Annotated in this window: 19 protein-coding genes; 7 read left to right on the top strand and 12 right to left on the bottom strand. The window is 38.4% G+C overall.

The genetic code is table 11. The features are described from left to right. The first annotated feature begins 77 nt into the window (after positions 1-77). Both MKY27_RS01830 and MKY27_RS01825 read left to right on the top strand, forming a co-directional pair. A complete protein-coding gene (locus MKY27_RS01830) occupies positions 78-332 on the top strand; it encodes a GlsB/YeaQ/YmgE family stress response membrane protein (RefSeq protein WP_339174940.1) in 255 nt (84 codons plus the stop codon). A 181-nt stretch (positions 333-513) separates the two neighbouring features. Next, positions 514-1,023, top strand: coding sequence for an SH3 domain-containing protein (locus tag MKY27_RS01825; RefSeq protein ID WP_339197267.1), 510 nt, complete (start codon positions 514-516; stop codon positions 1,021-1,023). Positions 1,024-1,335: 312 nt separating this feature from the next. On the opposite strand, the gene MKY27_RS01820 is transcribed toward MKY27_RS01825, so the two are convergent. The 5 genes from MKY27_RS01820 to MKY27_RS01800 all read right to left on the bottom strand — a co-directional run bounded on the left by MKY27_RS01820 (position 1,336) and on the right by MKY27_RS01800 (position 7,300). After that, a complete protein-coding gene (locus MKY27_RS01820; protein ID WP_339197265.1) occupies positions 1,336-2,664 on the bottom strand; it encodes an FtsX-like permease family protein in 1,329 nt (442 codons plus the stop codon). Next, positions 2,654-3,352 carry an ABC transporter ATP-binding protein gene (locus MKY27_RS01815; protein WP_339199584.1) on the bottom strand — a complete coding sequence of 233 codons (699 nt, stop codon included), beginning with the start codon at positions 3,350-3,352 and terminating at the stop codon, positions 2,654-2,656. Before MKY27_RS01815 ends, MKY27_RS01820 begins: the two co-directional genes overlap by 11 nt. A 162-nt stretch (positions 3,353-3,514) precedes the next feature. After that, positions 3,515-5,647, bottom strand: coding sequence for a beta-propeller domain-containing protein (locus MKY27_RS01810; RefSeq protein WP_339197262.1), 2,133 nt, complete (start codon positions 5,645-5,647; stop codon positions 3,515-3,517). Positions 5,648-5,816: 169 nt separating this feature from the next. Further along, a complete protein-coding gene (locus MKY27_RS01805; RefSeq protein WP_339197259.1) occupies positions 5,817-6,488 on the bottom strand; it encodes a serine/threonine protein kinase in 672 nt (223 codons plus the stop codon). 242 nt (positions 6,489-6,730) lie between these two features. Then, a complete protein-coding gene (locus tag MKY27_RS01800) occupies positions 6,731-7,300 on the bottom strand; it encodes a YdhK family protein (RefSeq protein ID WP_339199582.1) in 570 nt (189 codons plus the stop codon). 159 nt (positions 7,301-7,459) lie between these two features. Here MKY27_RS01800 and MKY27_RS01795 point away from each other — a divergent pair, with 159 nt between their 5' ends. Continuing rightward, positions 7,460-7,786 carry a four-helix bundle copper-binding protein gene (locus tag MKY27_RS01795; protein ID WP_339197257.1) on the top strand — a complete coding sequence of 109 codons (327 nt, stop codon included), beginning with the start codon at positions 7,460-7,462 and terminating at the stop codon, positions 7,784-7,786. A gap of 52 nt (positions 7,787-7,838) precedes the next feature. Here MKY27_RS01795 and MKY27_RS01790 read toward each other — a convergent pair whose 3' ends face one another. Continuing rightward, positions 7,839-8,012, bottom strand: a complete 174-nt coding sequence (locus tag MKY27_RS01790) for a Fe3+ hydroxamate ABC transporter substrate-binding protein (protein ID WP_339197255.1) — start codon at positions 8,010-8,012, stop codon at positions 7,839-7,841. A 202-nt stretch (positions 8,013-8,214) separates the two neighbouring features. On the opposite strand from MKY27_RS01790, the gene MKY27_RS01785 reads away from it, so the two are divergent. Genes MKY27_RS01785 through MKY27_RS01775 form a run of 3 tightly spaced genes read left to right on the top strand, consistent with a single transcriptional unit; the run spans position 8,215 to position 10,456 of the window. After that, the gene (locus MKY27_RS01785) at positions 8,215-9,000 is read left to right on the top strand and encodes a transporter substrate-binding domain-containing protein (protein ID WP_339197253.1); all 786 of its coding nucleotides are present in this window, start codon (positions 8,215-8,217) and stop codon (positions 8,998-9,000) included. A 34-nt stretch (positions 9,001-9,034) separates the two neighbouring features. Next, a complete protein-coding gene (locus MKY27_RS01780) occupies positions 9,035-9,700 on the top strand; it encodes an amino acid ABC transporter permease (protein WP_079523821.1) in 666 nt (221 codons plus the stop codon). 12 nt (positions 9,701-9,712) lie between these two features. Beyond that, the gene (locus MKY27_RS01775) at positions 9,713-10,456 is read left to right on the top strand and encodes an amino acid ABC transporter ATP-binding protein (protein ID WP_339197247.1); all 744 of its coding nucleotides are present in this window, start codon (positions 9,713-9,715) and stop codon (positions 10,454-10,456) included. A 113-nt stretch (positions 10,457-10,569) separates the two neighbouring features. On the opposite strand, the gene MKY27_RS01770 is transcribed toward MKY27_RS01775, so the two are convergent. Genes MKY27_RS01770 through MKY27_RS01750 form a run of 5 tightly spaced genes read right to left on the bottom strand, consistent with a single transcriptional unit; the run spans position 10,570 to position 14,535 of the window. After that, positions 10,570-11,358, bottom strand: a complete 789-nt coding sequence (locus tag MKY27_RS01770; protein WP_339197245.1) for an FAD synthetase family protein — start codon at positions 11,356-11,358, stop codon at positions 10,570-10,572. Positions 11,359-11,376: 18 nt separating this feature from the next. Further along, positions 11,377-12,369 carry a 4-hydroxy-2-oxovalerate aldolase gene (gene dmpG, locus MKY27_RS01765; protein WP_339197242.1) on the bottom strand — a complete coding sequence of 331 codons (993 nt, stop codon included), beginning with the start codon at positions 12,367-12,369 and terminating at the stop codon, positions 11,377-11,379. Continuing rightward, entirely contained in the window at positions 12,366-13,256 is an 891-nt protein-coding gene (locus MKY27_RS01760) for an acetaldehyde dehydrogenase (acetylating) (protein ID WP_339197239.1), read from the bottom strand. The genes dmpG and MKY27_RS01760 overlap by 4 nt, the downstream gene beginning before the upstream one ends. Further along, the gene (locus tag MKY27_RS01755) at positions 13,253-14,047 is read right to left on the bottom strand and encodes a 2-keto-4-pentenoate hydratase (protein WP_339197236.1); all 795 of its coding nucleotides are present in this window, start codon (positions 14,045-14,047) and stop codon (positions 13,253-13,255) included. Before MKY27_RS01755 ends, MKY27_RS01760 begins: the two co-directional genes overlap by 4 nt. 14 nt (positions 14,048-14,061) lie before the next feature. Further along, positions 14,062-14,535, bottom strand: coding sequence for a flavin reductase family protein (locus tag MKY27_RS01750; protein ID WP_339197233.1), 474 nt, complete (start codon positions 14,533-14,535; stop codon positions 14,062-14,064). A 558-nt stretch (positions 14,536-15,093) separates the two neighbouring features. Between MKY27_RS01750 and MKY27_RS01745 the strand changes: the two genes are divergently transcribed. Further along, on the top strand, positions 15,094-16,383 hold the full coding sequence (locus tag MKY27_RS01745) for an MFS transporter (RefSeq protein ID WP_339197230.1): 1,290 nt from the start codon (positions 15,094-15,096) through the stop codon (positions 16,381-16,383). Positions 16,384-16,488: 105 nt separating this feature from the next. On the opposite strand, the gene MKY27_RS01740 is transcribed toward MKY27_RS01745, so the two are convergent. Further along, a complete protein-coding gene (locus tag MKY27_RS01740; protein ID WP_339197228.1) occupies positions 16,489-18,294 on the bottom strand; it encodes a V4R domain-containing protein in 1,806 nt (601 codons plus the stop codon). Positions 18,295-18,328 lie beyond the last annotated feature (34 nt).

The raw sequence follows: 18,328 nt of genomic DNA, 5'->3' as shown, positions 1-18,328 counted from the left end.
TATGTTTTAAAGTGTTGAATAAAGGTTATAAAACACTATCGCGAAATAGTTACAATAAAAAATAGGAGATGAAAATTATGAGTTTTCTTTGGTTTTTAATTATTGGTGGAGTTATCGGTTGGCTTGCAGGAGTTATTTTAGGTAAAGATATCCCAGGCGGAATTATTGGTAATATTATTGCAGGTATTATTGGTGCATGGATTGGTGGTATGCTTCTAGGAAGTTGGGGACCTAAAGTTTCTGATTTCTATATCTTCCCTGCTCTAATAGGTGCGATTATACTTGTATTCATTGTAAGCTTTATCATGAAATCAATGCGTAGAGCTTCATAACAATTATTGAAGCAGCTTAAAGCGGTCCTTCCCAAATTTGGGAGGACCGCTTTTTGCATTCATGAATTTCTGACCACAGTATAGAAACTGTAACTTTTTTGTAACCCTTTCTCCAAAACCATTTCCTATTATTAAGAGGCGATATTATATCCAATAAACCGCTGAATGGAGAGAATTTAAGATGAAAAACTTAACAATTTTAATAATGGCCCTTGTTTTTATCGGGAGCCTTTTTGTCATGAACAATGAAAATGCTCAAGCCGCTGATTTTGAAAAAGCTTTTGCAAAGAAAACAATACTTGTAAAATCTGCACCAGGCGAATCCTATAAAACGCTCGGTAAACTTAAAGCGAAATCTTCTGTAAAAGTATACGGCGGTGTTCCAATCGGTACGGATCAGGAAGACACATCATCAGCTGATCAGTATGGATGGTCAAAAATTAAGTACAATGGCAAATATGCATATGTTCCAACACATGACCTGAAATTTGAGCATCCATCTGCTTGGGCGCCGGGTGTAAAAGCAAAGGCTATCGCGGAAATCAAGGAACAATTCGTTTCGAAAAACGATAAAATACGTTTAGTGTATGATAGAAATTCTTATTATGAACTGTTTATTCAAAAGGATGGCAAAGGCGAGTATCAATATTTAGTCTATATCAATTGTAAAACCGGTTGGTGGCACGGGTGATTTGTATTCGGTCCAGCCCCGCTTCAAGGTAATAAACGGTGTTCCCTCTTGAAAGGAACTTATATTAGAAGAAATTTTGGTTTTTTAGTCAATCCCGACTCGATATTAGAACATCAGAAAGCGATATTAGACAACCGGGGACACTTATTAGAAGAAGCGCGGGATATATTAGAAAATCGAAAATTTATTAGAACAAATAAAAATATATTAGAACATTTAAAGATTTATTAGAACTTTCAGCCGCCCAGCACCAGCTTTTTCCAAATACGTAAAAGGACCAAACAATACTGATGTTTGGTCCTTAAATCCATTCTATAATTCCTGTCTTAACGCCTGCATAACTTCAATTTTCGTTGCTTTACGTGCGGGGCGTAAACCTGAAATCATTGCCACACCAATACTGATCGCTGCTGCAATCACTACAAGCTGCCAAGGAATTGCTGAAAATTGAACATTATTGAATCCATCTTCGCCAGTTGCTGCCTTTAAAATAATCGGCAATAGCGCATTCGATGCAAAGCTTACAACATATGAAATTGCAATTGCAAGAACAGTTCCAATAACCCCGATAAACGTACTTTCCATTAAAAACAGTCGTTGAATCAGTTTCGGGCTGGCACCAATCGCTTTTAATACACCGATCTCACGCGTACGTTCTGTTACCGCCATTGTCATCGTGTTGAAGATACCGATTGATGCAATCAGTACAGCGATTGTTCCTACAAAAACAAGTCCGGCTTTCAATACTAGGAAGAAGACATTCAACTCATCCAACTGTTCGGTAACGGAATACACACCGTAGCCTTTTCCGCGTAATTCTTCTAAAATCGGCTTCACATATTCCAAACTATCCGCATAAATATCGAAGCGCTCAGAAAACAGTTCAAAATCACTGGCAACCTCTAGATCGGCAATTGCTTGGCTATACATATTTTCAATCACTTCACGTTGCTCATCCATCATATAAATTCTGTTTTCAATTGCCCACTCATAAGCCGGCTCAGGCATAACACCGACAATCGTATATGTCTTACGATCTGACAGTACATCTGGCTGTTCATGTGTACTTAGGGTAATTTCCACTTCCTTACCAATAAGCGAATCCTTATACCCTTCTTCAGCACCATCGTAATAAGTGCCTTCTGCTTCTGCTGCCTTTGATTTTTCCTCAACTAATTTGCGGTCCGCTTCATTCAATAATGTTTGGCCGAAATGATAGCCGACAATAATTTCATTTTCGTTTACAGGGTATTTCCCTTCCGATAAAGGTTTCGATACAGCTGCATAATCAGTAAAGTCAACTAAACGCAGTGATGTAGACGTGTCACGGTCTCCCATATAGCCTGCTACATTCGCATCCACACTTGTCGTTTTTAATACCGTCTGGACATTTTCTACCCCTTCGATATCTGCTACTTCCTCTTCAGTAAACAACGCTTGGCTGCCAAGCACTTCAATTTTAGTCACCGTTTCACTCGATAGAATCTCATCTTCAATTGAATCCTGTAAGCCAAAGCCGATCGAAGCAAGTACGATTAAAAATGCACAGCCCATCGTTGCGGCAAGTACCGTCATAAATACACGCAGTTTATTTTTCTTAATATGCTGCATCACAAAATTTACCTGATCTTTAAAAAGCATTGTGTTCACCTTCTTTCACCAATTGACCATCGTGCATGCGATAGCGCTTGTCCGCAATCATCGCAACTTCCTCATCATGCGTAATAATAATGAATGTCAGATCCAATTCACGGTTCAACTGCTGGATCAGCATTAAAATATCCTGTTCTGTTTCTGAATCGAGGCTCCCTGTCGGCTCATCCGCCAACAAAATCGGTGCGTTCGTCACAAGGGCACGTGCAATACTAACACGCTGTTGTTGACCGCCTGATAATTCATTCGGATAATGGTCCGTCACTTCAGTTAACCCGACCTTTTTCATAATCACTTCAACCCGTTTTCTGCGCTCCGATACATTCATCCCTTGCAGCTTTAACGGTAGTTCAATATTTTCAAAGGCCGTCAAACTTGGCATGAGCTGAAAGTTTTGAAAAATAAACCCGAAGTTTTCTAAACGGAATTTTGCACTCTGAACTTCATTAAATGCCGCAATTTCCTGTGCATTTACTACAATCGAACCGTGTTCCGGCTTCATAAAACCCGCCAAAATCTGAAGCAGTGTCGATTTACCTGATCCACTTTTCCCGACGACTGCGACGATTTCCCCCTTCTTTACATCAAATGATACATCTCTCAGTACCGGAACCTGTCTTTCCTTTCCGCGTTTACCGATGGAAAATGTATGTTGTAAATTCGTTACTTTAATCATCATCGTTCACTCCTTTTCACTTAACTTCATTGTAAAGGGCAAATCTTAATATTTAGAAAGGCTAAATATGAAGAAATTCTTAAGAAATCCTGAATACCTCCTTTATGTGAACATGAAAAAACCACAAACACCATTCCACCTGTGCTTGTGGTTGAATCTTCATTAGAAACCTATCACCTTTTGCTTTTTAAATGTTTTCCCGTTGAAGCTCGTCACTTTTGAACGAGACACGGTAAACAGCTCATCATCAATATAAAGAAGACGTTGTACAACATTATACGAATCTTCATATTGTTCACCAGGACGCGCCTTTTCGATCATGTCCGCTGCAAGTTCGATTCCTTTAGGCGTTACTTTGTAAATATAAGCACCTGTTCCTTCGTATTTCAGCTGGTCTTCCTCATCTGTTGGCGAATAAATCGTAACCGGGAAGCCGTAATAGTTTTGACGTGAATCTCTGAACAGTGCTTTATGATCGTACTGTACAGGAGAATAAGTACCACGACCGCCGATTACAACTGCCTGCTGTTCTTTCGGGTTATTGAAATCCGTCACATCAAACAGGCTCAATTTCATGCCTTTTGTATAGACAACCGGCTCTTTTGAACCTTCCTCCATCCGCACTTCCGTATCGTAGCCAATACCTAACAAGTGATTTTCGCCAATTGGATGCAAGTAATTACTGAAGCCAGGAATTTTCAGCTCTCCCAATACTTTCGGCGCTGTCGGATTTTTCGTATCAATGACAAAGAGCGGATCCGTTTCTTTAAATGTTACTAAATACGCTTTGTCACCCATGAAGCGAGCGGAGTAAATGCGTTCCCCTTTCGCCAGATCATTGACCGCACCTACTTGTTTTAAGTTTTCATCCAAAATGAAGAGGTGGTTTTTCGAATTGGCCGTTGTTCCCCATGCACTGCCTTCTGTAGTAGCGATGCGAACATTCCCGTCGTGTTCATCCATTGAAAATTGATTCAAAACAGAACCAGGCACTTTACCTTGCGCTGTCATTTTTACCGCTGTTTTATCAATTGAAATTTTATAAATTGTCGTTTCATCGTTTTGATTTACCGGCATTGTACTGGATACCGTGTCTTCAAGAGACGTGCGCTCCATTAATGGCCAGAAACGGTAATGATTCATCGAAGCAATATAGATTGCGTTTTCCGACATATACATTTGCCCGCTATTCCCTAGGAAGCTCTCTGTTTTCCATGCGTCCGATTTTATATTGCTCACATCGATTGCTGATACGATTAAATAATTCGGTTCATTGCTTTCAGGCAGCATACGAATTTTATCAACCTGCATAACAGTTTCCTTCTCCCCGTCATAAGTAGATGGACGGAGCTCTACATCCGGTGTTTCCTGCAGCAGCCAGTAGTTCGGCATACGACTGGATACAACGTAAAGGTAATTGCCCGCTTTACGGATACTTGTAATATCCCCATCATGCCCTACTTCACGTACTAACGTTGGATTTTTTGCATCTTTTACATCATAAAAGGCAATTTTCGTAACTGATTTCCCGTCATAATACGGTTCTCTTTGTGTTTCCACATACTGTGTGTATCCGACGATCAATGTTTGATCATGCAGCATTAAATGTGATGGATAAATATCTTTGCCGACCTTTAAACGCTTTACTACCTTCATCGTTTTTGCATCAACAATGACTACTTTATTGTCGACAATCGTATAAATCGATTGGCCGTCCGTAATCGTTATATCCCCTTCTTCAATGCCTTCCACCTGGTTGTTCGTTGTAGAGTAACTCGGCCCGCCACTGCCTAAATCTTTGCTTTCCATCGACATCGATGATTCCATTTCTACCATATTATTAGAGCTGCTCGATATCGCATTTTCCTGGGCGATAAATGCCCTAAAGTAATCTTTTAAGTCTTCCGTTGAAGTAAGTTTTTCCACTTTCCTAACAACTTCAAGTGCTACCGACTGTTCCTGCTGCGACTTCGCTTTTTTCGTGTAGGCTGTTTGCTTAATCTGTAGTGTATATTTCCCTACACTAAGCCCATCAACAGACAAAGCAGTCCCGGCTTGATCAACCGATAATTTCACTTTCGCGTTATTGCCGTTTTCATCGACAACAAGAATGGACCCATCCGTTAAACTTTTTCCTGTAATAGGCTGTTTTAATGTAATGGAATACGTTTCCCCTTCGAATAAAATACCCGTTGCCTGCACTTCGGTATTTTTAGCCAACATAAAATAACCGAGCGCAATAACCGCAACAAGCGTAGCGACTAGCCCCATCCCGAAAAGTTTGCCGTTTTTCATGTAAACCCCTCCCTTTCCATACTTTGTATTGAATTAGACTGAGGTAGAGTGCAAAAGTTACAGAATTTTTTAAAATTTATAGAAAGAAAATCTATTTAAATAAGCCTCGCATTTGGATGAATAGATCATCGAAATGCGAGGCTTTTTTGCAGACTGTCATAAAAGCTCATTATTTAAAGAAAAGTTTTAAAATAGGTGTTGTAATTTCTTCAAATGACAAGGAATTCTTCCCTCGCCTGTTATACCACTTACGAACGCTTTCAACTACCGTGATTGGTACAGATTTTCCGTCAATTAAATGATAGTATTGCTCATAACCTTTTTTTAAATGTTCCCATCGAAAATCATTACCGGACATCGTATATTCGGAAACATCGATGATTTTGGCTCTCCCGTTTTGCAGCAGTACATTTTTCAAATGAATATCACGCGGGTTCAGCCCCTTGCTGCGCGCATATTCTCTTGCTTCTTCAACATCTTGTATTACCTGTTCCGGAATATGGATGCCTTCAAGAATGCAGTCAAAGAGCGTTTTCCCTTCCTCGTAACTTAATACAAGACAATTGCCGTTCGAGCCATAGCATGTTGAAAAGAAAGGCGAATTGCCTAACTTCCGGTAAACATCTTCTTCCAACATTACTTTCGCTGCCTTGTCTTTCGCATACAGTTTGAATGCATATGCCGGGGCATTTTCGGACCAAAAAACTGCCGCATCAGTCCCAATCCCTACACATCTTATACCTTCTGCTTCACCAATGATTGTTACTGGCTCATTATTCGGATTGGATATAACATTTATTTTTGAAAGGGAATCCATTACTTTTTCGAAGTCCTTTACCATACCATCTCTCCCTTCATCAGCGTTAAAGAAAACTACATAATCCAATTACTTTTAAAGGGATTCTATATCGCTCATAATAAAATTCGTTTTTTTATATTAACTATATGTTTATTTAATGAGTTTAACATTAAAATCGCTAGTTCATGTAATCTCCCGCTTTGTCCAATATGTAAAAAGCCCTTCACACCATTATGTGAAGGACCTTGCCTATTTATTAACTACGCCATTATTATTTTTACATTTTATTGTACAGGGGAAAGTTCACTTTCTGTTACCCATTTATGATGTGTTACTTCTTCACCTGTTTCGGTATCTTTATAGCTCACCATATACACGGTCGTTTGCTCAGCCGAATCGATTGTAGCTGTCGCGCCATCCATCCCTTCCATATGATCCGCATTTAATATGACCTCTTCACCGGTAGTGAATGGTTCTTCTCCGGCATCCTCAAGTTCTTCATGGACGACCCATTTATGATCTTCAACTGGCTCACCACCAGTTGTTGGGATATAAGTAACCATATAGACAGTTGTATCAAATGCACCGGTAATTGTTGCTGTTGCACCGTCCATACCTCCCATATGATCAGCGTTTATCACTGCTTCACTACCAACAGGATATGTAGGGTCTTTCGCATCAGCCAGTCCTTCTGGTACTTCACCTGAACTTGAATGGTCCATTTGGGTATGATCCATTTGTGAATGGTCCATTTCTTCCTTGGATTTTGAATCTTCTTCATTTCCACCGCAAGCCGCTAAAACAAACGCTGTACATAAAACAAGCGCACCTTGTACTAAACTTTTTCTTTTCATCGCTTCATTGCTCCCTTTTTTCAATTTTATCCCCAACTTATTATACCCCTATAAGGTATGATATAACCTTACAATTTTTTAGGAATTCTTTATGTAAGTTTACCGGACAGAATTAAGGGAAATTTAATGGGGACAAACTGTAATGAGGAGGAATAGGCTATGTCACATGAGCAACATCAACAATTGCTGCAAACTTTACATGAATGTATGGCAGCATGCAATCACTGTTTTGACGCCTGCTTAAAAGAGGATCATGTTCAGATAATGACGGAATGTATCCGTTTGGACAGAGAATGCGCAGATATTTGTAACTACTTGGAACAGGCGATTACTAGAGGTACACCGTTTCTTTCTGAGCTGGCTGCCGTTTGTGCAAAAATTTGTGAAGCATGCGGAAGTGAATGCAAGAAGCACGACCATGACCACTGCAAAAAATGTGCGGAAGCATGCTTTAAATGTGCAGAAGCATGTAAACAAGTTGCCTGAACATATAAAAAGTTGCTCCAGGTTCATTTACCAAAGGAGCAACTTTTTTTGTTTAACTATTAATTTCCACTGAGCACTTTTCACAAATGAATTTACCTTCCAGATTCAGATAAGCTTTGATTTCCGTAAACCCTTTTCGCTTCGGGTAACGCAGTTGGACCAACACTTCTTCATCATCTTTAATTTCATTATTGCATTTCATACATTTTGGAATAATTAGGGCCACCCAATCCCCCTCCTTCATGGATACATATTAGCAAAGCAATGATAAAAATACTCGACATTTTCAGCTGAGAAAAATCGGATTAAATTTGTACAAATTATGACACGCATTGTTTATTCGAGAGGTAAATAGGGTATTCACACTTATTAGTAACATACTTAGCAAAATAGATTGCAGAAATACATGAGAGGAGTTGATACGCAATATGCGGTTGGAAAAAAAGTTAATATTGATATTCAGTTTTATCGCGGCCTGCTTCTTATCTGCTTGTGCGGAGAAGGAAAAGCTTGCCGACGGATCTGAACTGATACATAAAGATCAGTTTGTTTTTGCTGCATCTGGCGAGTTTAAACCATTTAGTTATGTAAACGATGAGGACCTTTCGATGTCAGGCTTTGATATCGAAGTTGGTGAAGCGATCGCAAAAGAACTCGGTCTAAAACCGGTTCAAAAGCGGATCAAGTTTAAAGGTATTGTAGAAGGAGTCAAGACTGGCCGTGCAGATGTTGCGGTTGCCAGCCACACGATCAATCCACAGCGAAGCAAACATGTTGCTTTCTCTACCCCCTACTATTATTCTGGACCGCAGATTTTTACCCGACCAGAAAGTGAAATCAAAAATGTTGATGATTTAGCCGGAAAGGAAGTCGCTGTAGCTAAAGGGTCAACCTATGCTGATACAGCCTCCAGATATACCGATAATGTTAAAACATATGACAGCGATATCACTGCTTTGCAGGCGTTAAACAGCGGTCGTCATGATGCGGTAATCACCGATTTTGTTACCGGAAAGAACGCTGCAAAAGAAGGGTTTAAAGTTGAAGGGCAGCAGTTAATCGAACGCAGTGAGCAAGCGATTGTACTTCCTCAGGATAACCCTAACCTATTAAAGCGAGTAAACGAGGCGCTGGAAAAACTCCGGGAAGATGGAACCCTTACTCGGATTAGCATGAAGTATTTTGGTGAGGACATTACAAAAAAACCTGAATAATTCAATCCTCTAAATAAGAAAGGACGTAGGTACAGTGCCAAGTTTTTCACATTTTCTAGAAGTATTAGTAGATACAAAAGATGTTTTCCTTAAAGCCATGCTCTTAACATTGGAGCTGACGGTTGTATCCATTTTAATCGGTATCGTAATCGGGCTTTTCTTTGCATTAATGAAAATTTCCAAATTTAAAGTATTAGAACTCATTTCAGATATTTATGTCTTTTTAGTTCGTGGTACACCGCTAATCGTTCAAATCTTTATTCTCTATTTCGGACTAAGCGGAATTTTCCTTCTTCCTGATTTCTGGGCAGCTTCACTTGCCTTGGCGCTTCATAATGGTGCATACATTTCTGAAATTCTTCGAGGTACTATCCAAGGCGTTGATAAAGGGCAGATGGAAGCAGGCCGTTCTTTAGGTATGACAAAAGTTCTGACATTAAGAAGAATTATACTTCCGCAGGCATTTCGCCGTGCGCTCCCACCATTGGGCAACCAATTTATTATCGGTTTGAAAGATTCATCGTTAGCTGCATTTATTTCGATGAATGAACTCTTTAACGTAGCGACAACGCTTGGATCTAATAACTTTGACGAAATGACTTATTTACTGATCGTAGCGATTTACTACTTAGTGTTAGTGGCATTATTAACATTCTTAGTAAACCGTTTCGAAAAGAGATTAGCAATTAGCGACAGGTAGGAGGCGTAAACAATGGAAGCAAGAGAAATGATTAAAGTTAATCAATTGAATAAGTCTTTTGGAGACTTACATGTATTAAAAAATATCGATATGACCGTTTTCGAAAGTGATGTTGTTTGTTTAATAGGATCGAGTGGTTCAGGAAAAAGTACGCTCCTTCGCTGTCTTAACTTTTTAGAAAGAAAAGATAGCGGTAGCATTATTATAGGAGGCAAAGAAGTCGATCCTAAAAACGATAACCTTAACAACATACGGGAAAAGGTAGGAATGGTATTTCAGCATTTCAATTTATTCCCCCACAAAACTGTTTTGGAAAATATTATTGAAGCTCCGGTAATGGTTAAAGGCATCGACAAAAAAGAAGCTATTTCAAAAGCCAAACAACTCCTTGTAAAAGTTGGCTTGGAAGATAAGGCCGATGTTTACCCGAATAAACTATCCGGGGGGCAAAAGCAACGAGTAGCGATTGCCAGAGCACTTGCCATGGAACCTGATATCATGCTTTTTGATGAACCGACATCAGCACTTGATCCAGAGCTTGTCGGCGAGGTTTTAACAACGATGAAGGAATTAGCTCAAGAAGGAATGACGATGGTTGTTGTTACCCATGAAATGGGCTTCGCTAGAGAAGTGGCTGACTGGATTGTGTATATGCATGATGGGGAAATTATCGAGCGCGGTGACCCTGATCAATTTTTCAACAATCCGCAAGAAGAGCGAACAAAAGAATTTCTAAAAACGACAATGCTTAAATAAATGAACGAGGGTCCTGTCTAAATATTTAGACAGGACCCTCTTCTTGCGGAGTTTTCCAATTATATAGGCAAATATTAAAATATGGATTCCTTCTATTATATAGGGTGGAAGAATCAGCTCGGTACAGAACTGAATTGATCAATCCACTGTATTGTTAATAAATTCGGCAATGTCGATATTTCATGGTGAATCTGAATATATTTTTTACACTTTACCGTTGCGACACATTCAATATAAGAATGGCTATCTTCAATCAATACTTTATAATTACCTATATCAGGCAGAGAATAATTCGGTAATAAACCATTCTTTTTACAATACTTAGTTTGATAAAAGTCGCCCAAAAGGCTGGGCAGTTCTCTAAGTTTTCGTTCTTTTAAGTGCTTTCGTATTAAAGATGAACTGATTTTTTGATTATTCCATTTCAGTTCTTCTACAACAGTCAGTCCTACTTGTTGTTCGGCCGCATAAACTGCTAATGTTTCAACCGTACCACTGGCTTTTGTTCCATATGTGTAGTCAAAACCGCAAATAATCTCTTTTGCATTTAAACCTATAATATAATCATTTAAGAAATCGTTAGCTTCTACTTTTGCTAATTTCTTTGTAAACTCTACAATATAAAAAATGTCTACTTCAAGATTTTTAAGTTTTTCAATCTTTTGATCTAGTGGTTCCAGATAGGAAACTTCTACGTCAGAAAATATCACACTTTTAGGATGCGGAAAAAATGAGAGAACCGCCAATGATAAATTCTGTGCATTTGCTTTTTCTTTAGCTGTTTGTATTACTTTTTGGTGTCCTAAGTGCACACCATCAAAATAACCAAGTGCCATTGCAACATGGGGAGCTGATTGTTTAATCTCTTGTAAGTTATTAGCATTCACATAGACTACCTTCATGCGATCCTCTCCTTTTTCTTATCTTGTTAGATTTTGTGCTACTTCATAAATTAAATCTTCTTGACCACCGACTGCTTTCATTTGTCCAATTCTCATTAAAAGATCCCGCTCATCGACACCGAATTGTTTTGCGGCTTTTTGTGCATGTAACAGGAAGCTTGAATAAACACCTGCATATCCTAAAGTTAAACTGCTGCTCGTTATTTCTTGGGATTGCTGCATGAGCGGTGCAATTACATCATTTGCTAAATCCATTAATTTATACAAATCAATACCAGTTTCATAGCCTAGTCGTTCTAAAACCGCTACCATCACTTCTGTTTGCGTATTGCCGGCACCAGCACCTAAAGCTCGCATACTTCCATCAATATAAGTCGCTCCAGCTTCTACCGCTGCAACTGTGTTCGCCATTGCCATCGATAGATTATTATGGGCATGAAAACCAATATCACACTGTAAATTTTGCTTAAGAGCCTTAATTTTTTCCGTTACATCATTAGGTAACATCGCTCCTGCAGAATCCGTTACATACACAATTTCTGCTCCATAGCTTTCAAATAACTTTGCTTGCTCTACAACTTTTTCAACACTTGCCATATGGCTCATCATTAAAAATCCGGCAGTTTTCAATCCTAGGTTCCGCGCTAGTTCGATATGTTGTGCCGCTACATCTGCTTCGGTTACATGAGTTGCTACACGAACCATTTTCGCTCCTAATTTCGATGCATTTTCTAAATCTTTTTTTGTACCGATTCCAGGTATCAACAACACGGCAACTTCAGATGTCGTACACTCTGAAACAGCAACTTCAATAAGCTTCAGTTCATCTGTTGCAGACAAACCGTATTGTAAAGAAGATCCTCCCAAACCATCTCCGTGTGATACCTCAAAATAGCGTACACCTGCTGCATTTAAACCTTTTGCAGCAGCCCGGACCTGTTCTTCCGTAAATGAGTGACGTACCGAATGGCTTCCATCTCGTAATGATACATCTAATATATTTAAGGTCATAAGATGACCTCCTTTTCAAGTTGTAAATGGTGACGTGCGATTTCATTGCCGACTTGGACTGCGGCTGCCGTCATAATATCCAGATTTCCAGCGTATGCAGGCAAATAGTCAGCTGCACCATTTACTTCAACAAATACAGATACTTTTTTGCCTTCAAAAATTGGTGATGCTTTTAATGTATATCCCGGTACATAAGACTGTACTTCCTTTACCATTTCCAAAATCGATTTTTGAATTGCTTCTTCGTGGCCTTCTTTTTCTACTAAAACATGAATTGCATCACGCATAATAATCGGCGGTTCTGCAGGGTTTAATATGATAATGGCTTTCCCTCTTTTTGCGCCTCCAACTACTTCGATTGCTTTTGATGTTGTACTTGTGAATTCATCAATATTTGCTCTTGTACCTGGACCTGCAGAAAGACTCGCAATCGTTGCGACAATTTCTGCATAGTCTACCGGCACAATACGGCTGATCGCATGAATTATCGGAATAGTTGCTTGACCGCCGCAAGTGACCATATTCACATTTGGTTTTTCGATATGTTCTTTTAAATTTACTGGAGGAACAGTAAATGGTCCGATTGCAGCTGGTGTCAAATCGATCACTTTCTTGCCTTTCGCCGTCAATAAATCGCTATTATGCTTATGGGCATAGGCACTTGTTGCATCATATACGATATCGACTAATTCAAGGCGTTCCATTAACCCTTCAATTCCATTTGAAATAATATTATAGCCGCGTTTTTCCGCACGTTTTAATCCATCAGATTCCGGATCGATCCCTACCATAACACTCATTTCCAATAATGGACTGCGCTCAATTTTATACATCAAATCTGTTCCGATATTTCCGGATCCCAGAATCCCTACTTTAAGTTTTTTCATTTTTTCACCACTTCCTTCGAAATGACAGCGTTTACTTTTCCAAGCACTCCAAAATCAGCCTCGAATTCATCGCCTGCTTCGAAAGGAACCGCTTTCGACAAAGCTCCTGATAAAACAAACATGCCCGGCTTAACAGAAATGTCATATTCACTCAGTTCATTTGCCAACCATACAACTGCATTGAGCGGATTCCCTAATACAGCCGAACTTGTCGCTTCATCTAACAACTCTCCGTTTTTCTTTACAACCATTCGTATATTTGCAATATCCTCTATATCTTTAAGCAAAGTTCGTTTTTTCCCTAAAATTGCACCTGCCGATGAACCATTGTCTGCTACTGTATCTTCAAATTTTATTTTCCAGTCTGCAATACGGCTATCGATTACTTCTATTGCCGGTACGACATAAGCCGTTGCATCAATTACATCCTGCACCGTCACATTCGGCCCTTTTAATTCTTTATTTAAAATAAAAGCAATCTCAAACTCTACTTTTGGTTGAATAAATAAGTCAGTAGATAAACCTTCGAATTCATCATACAGCATCGTGTCCAGAATAAAACCGTAATCCGGCGTATAGACATTTAACATTTCCTGCATCGCCTTACTTGTCAGACCGATTTTCAGTCCTTCTATTTTCGCGCCGGCGTCAACCTTTTTGCGGATTTGTGATAATTGTACTGAATACGCATCAGCAACAGTAATATTTCCGTATGTTTCAGTTAATGGTGCAATTGGCTGTTTTGTATGTTCCGCCTCTGCCAATGCATTAGCCATTGTTTGTATATTCATAGGTTACTCCCCCTTTATGACTCTACCGTTTCCAATTCAGTTAGTTTGCGGTACTTGCCTCCAAAGAATAATAAAGGATCTTTTTCTTCAAGGCGTAAATCTACTACTTTACCGATGAATAATGTATGATCCCCCTCAACATGTTCCGATACAACTTCACATGTGAGTTGAGCAATAGCCCCTTTCAATACCGGTTGTTCAGCTAATGTTTCAAATTCCACTGCATCCCCCGGTCTGCCGGCGAAGTGGCGTGAATAGTGCTCTTGATCTTCTGCTAATATATTTACTGTATATTTTTTCGATTGTGATACTTTCTCCAAAAATTTTGCCTTTTCACCAATTGAAATTACAACAAGCTTTGGGCTCAATGAAACTGACATGAAACCGTTCGCTGTCATACCATGAATTTCTCCCTCATTTTCTGTCAGTAAAACTGTTACTCCTGTAGCAAACTTCCCCATTGCATCTCTAAATAGACGATCATCCATCTCCATTCCTCCATCCATAACTGATTAATTCAATCATAAAGGAGTCCACTTAAAATTATCATTACGTTTTTTATTGAAAATTCTGATAAAAACAATAAAAATTACATGTTACCTCAGTTGTGTAATTTATAAATAATTTTTATTAAAATTTCAGCTTTATCAGTATTTGATTAGTTCATCAACCTGGAAATTATTATTCTTTTTTCTCTAAATTTTGTTTTATATTTTCTCGAAAATACATTTAAGCAACATTTTTTTATCTTGTAAAACTATTTTTTTTCACATAGAATTCTTTTCATGAAAGGTTCGGATTCGAATTTTTCTATTAGGCACATAAAAAAATGCCTGGAAATTTTGTAGAAGGTACAAGCATTTAAAGTATTTTGTAAACGCTATCACTTGTCTCGTATTTACCGGAAAGAAGAAAATAGCCCCATTTTCAGTTTAGTATGAGGGCGAATGGAGGTGGGAAATTGTCCTAGCAGTTTATCGAACTTACTAGTGTTTTGTCTGTTAACAAGGTGATGGAAAATAAGACAATACAAGGGGGATTTTCACATGCGTTGGGTTGTATTAGGATTTTTATTCTTACTTTCTGTTTTAAACTATACGGATAAATCTGTTCTAGGATTAGCTGCAGAGCCAATAATGTCCGAACTGAATTTAACTTACGACCAGTTTGGATTAGTCGGAAGCAGTTTCTTTGCTGCATATGCTATCGGAAGTATTGTTTTAGGAACATTAACGTATCGCTTCAATTCGAAATACCTTCTAATGATGATTGCAGTTGGATGGACGGTTTCATTAGCAAGTGCTTATTTTGTAGAAACATTGACGCAATTAATTATTCTGCGTGTTGTTTTAGGTTTCTTTGAAGGTAGTACGCTTAGTATGTGTCTCGTCCATCTTGCACGGTGGTTTAATAGTTCACAACGGGGGCTCGCTACTGCCATTATGACTTCCGGTACAACGGTTGGTACTTATTTAGCTGCTCCACTGTTAGTTATGGGGATTACAAACTTTGGCTGGCAACATACATTCGCATTGTTAGGGGTAGCAAGCTTAATATGGGCCATTTTCTTCTTCTTTATGAGAGACGAACCAAAGCAACCACTAGTAGAAGATGTTAAATCGCTGGCTTCAAACAAAGAAGTGCCTTTCAAGCATATTTTAAAAGTATTCATTAATCCTTATGTACTATCAATTTTAGTGGTAGGTTTCGTATCGATGTGGATTACTACTTGGGTGCTTACATGGGCACCTACTTACCTGACTCAGATTGTCGGCCTTGAGCCGAAAGATATGAGTCTAATATTTGCCGGTATGGGTATTACCGGGACAATATTTGCAATTTGCGCAGGTAAATTTACAGACTTTTTATTTAAGAGAAATAAAAGTCTCATTAAATCATATGACCGTGTATTAGTTACCGTATTAATTGTCGGTGCAGCTTCCTACGCGATGACAACAATTGTATCATCTCCTATTTTAGCATGTGTTTTCTTAGGCATTGGTTTAATAATGAATACAAGCTTACTGCCGTTGAATGCCGCGATTAAAACACTAATCATTCCGAAAAACTTAGTAGGATCTATAACTGGTATTTCATTGTCCATCTCTAGTATGGCAGGAATCATCGGACCATGGATAACGGGTTACTTAATTACAATTGCAGGAGATGATGTCCGCTCAGGCTTCAATGCAGGGGTAATTGTTATCGTCAGCTTATATGTTGCAACTGCAATCATACTGCTAGCTACACGTAAATTAAAAATTACAGCTACCGAAAAAGAAAATGAAAGCAGAATGGCTGAAGAACAGGCAAAATTGGAAGTCGCTATCGATTAATAAAGTATACTAGATTGATCACATAGAAAAAGACTGTAAAGAAGCTCAAAAATGAGTTTCATTTACAGTCTTTTTTATGCGCAGTTACCAAATAAATTCTTATCTTTAACGTTCAAATTCTTCAAAATTTAAGGAATCTGATAGTATTAAAGCCTGAATGACTAATAAAGTATAGGCTGCAGTTGAGGCATTTTTCAGAGAAATTTGCAGTTGATCCTCGATTTGCTTTATACGATATTGAATACCGCCAATCGATAATGCCAATTCATCCATCGTTTCTTTTAAGCGCTGACTGTTTAATAAATAAACGTAAAGTGTATGCAATAATTCTTTCTTGCGGGAATCCTTGAAGTTATACAACTCTTTCAATGTCTTTTTCGCCATTTCATGTAACTGCTCAATACTCATATGTTTTACAATATCTCCAAGCATTCCTAAATGCTCGTATGTCGTTAGTAGCTTTTGGTTTGGGAAGCGCTGCGCTGTACGTGCTTCCTGCAAAGAGCCTTCAAAATCTTTAAAATTACTGAATGTCCTGCTGAGACCTATTGAGTATTTATACTCACTGTTCTGTTTTTCCATTTTATTGAATATTTTTGTTATTTTCTTTTCCCATCCTTGCTTGTCACTACTTAGCGAATTGAGGATTGCAATATCTTCTCCAAGTACTGCAAAAATACAGGGCAAGTCCCATTCTTTTGCCAGCATCGACAGCTGTGTAAGCTGATCGTGAATATCAATAATCTCATTGTTTTTCTTTTTCTTTTTTACACTAATGATCCCTGTTGAAAATGGCGGCTGAAATTTAAAGGGTAAAAATTTATAGTAAGATTCAATATCCTTAATATTACGGTTATGGATTAAGCGTTCCAATAACGAACTGCGCATCCGTTGCTGTTCTTCAAACTGCGCTTCTTCGTATAAAATGCATAATGCCACTACTGTGGAAATACGTTCTAAAAATAAATGGTCATTTTCCTCTATATGATTTTCACCAAAGTAAAAAAGTGAACAAGTAGCATAGTTTCTTTTATTTATCAGAACGGGTGCTGTCAGCTTCCAATATTGATCCCCTTTATACTGTGAAATATTGTGTTTACTATCGAACTCCGATAATTTCACTTTATCATTTTTTATTAAGAGTTTCTGTTCTTCTTCAAAACCTGTTTCAGATAAAGGATTACCGTGAATATCTTCGATTAAAATCGGAATGTTCAACAAGTCATAAGCAGTCTCTATAACTTCATTCAATGAATGTTTTTCAGTTACTTTTTGCGTAAGTTGACCGTGAAACTTTGATATTTTTTCAAGAACCTGTTTATGATGCAAAAGCGAATCATACGTCATTTCGAGCTCCGATAAAATATTATCATTTTGATAAAGGTTGATCAGTTCTTCTTCCTCTTCCATCCAGTCACGTTCCAGACGGACTTTAAATTCACAGCATGGATCCCCCTTTGCCATACACTTATATTCAACAGCAATAATTGATTCACCATATTCATACGTCAATGCACCACTTGCAAAACCGCACAGCATATGACAGACACATTCATCTGCCACACCGTAATTTTTAAGATGCAGTGCTGCTTCAAATGATTCTACCCATTGTCCCCATGTATTATTACATTCAATTGTGCCGTCCGGATGAGTTATAATTTCCCCCATGAAAATAACATCTTTAACATGACCTAAGCGCGAATGTCTTTTACCGACAAGATCTTTGGAACCTTTATTCTGAAGGGTACTTTTTGCGGATTCCATCCCAAATTCTTTACCGAAACGGAATAAAAAGCCTTTCGTTTTATGGGACCCTATATTGTTTACTAAATTGTTTTTTAATGTGTGGAAGGCATTTGCCGACATTAAAATATCTTTTGTTTTACTAGAATCGAATGCAATTTCACTCATTAAATTCACATCCCCTTTGATTTTCTATTCCTCA

This window comes from Solibacillus sp. FSL R5-0449 (assembly GCF_037975215.1).
Lineage (GTDB): Bacteria > Bacillota > Bacilli > Bacillales_A > Planococcaceae > Solibacillus.
Note: the sequence above shows the minus strand (reverse complement) of the source record. Positions and strands in the feature narration are given on the sequence as shown.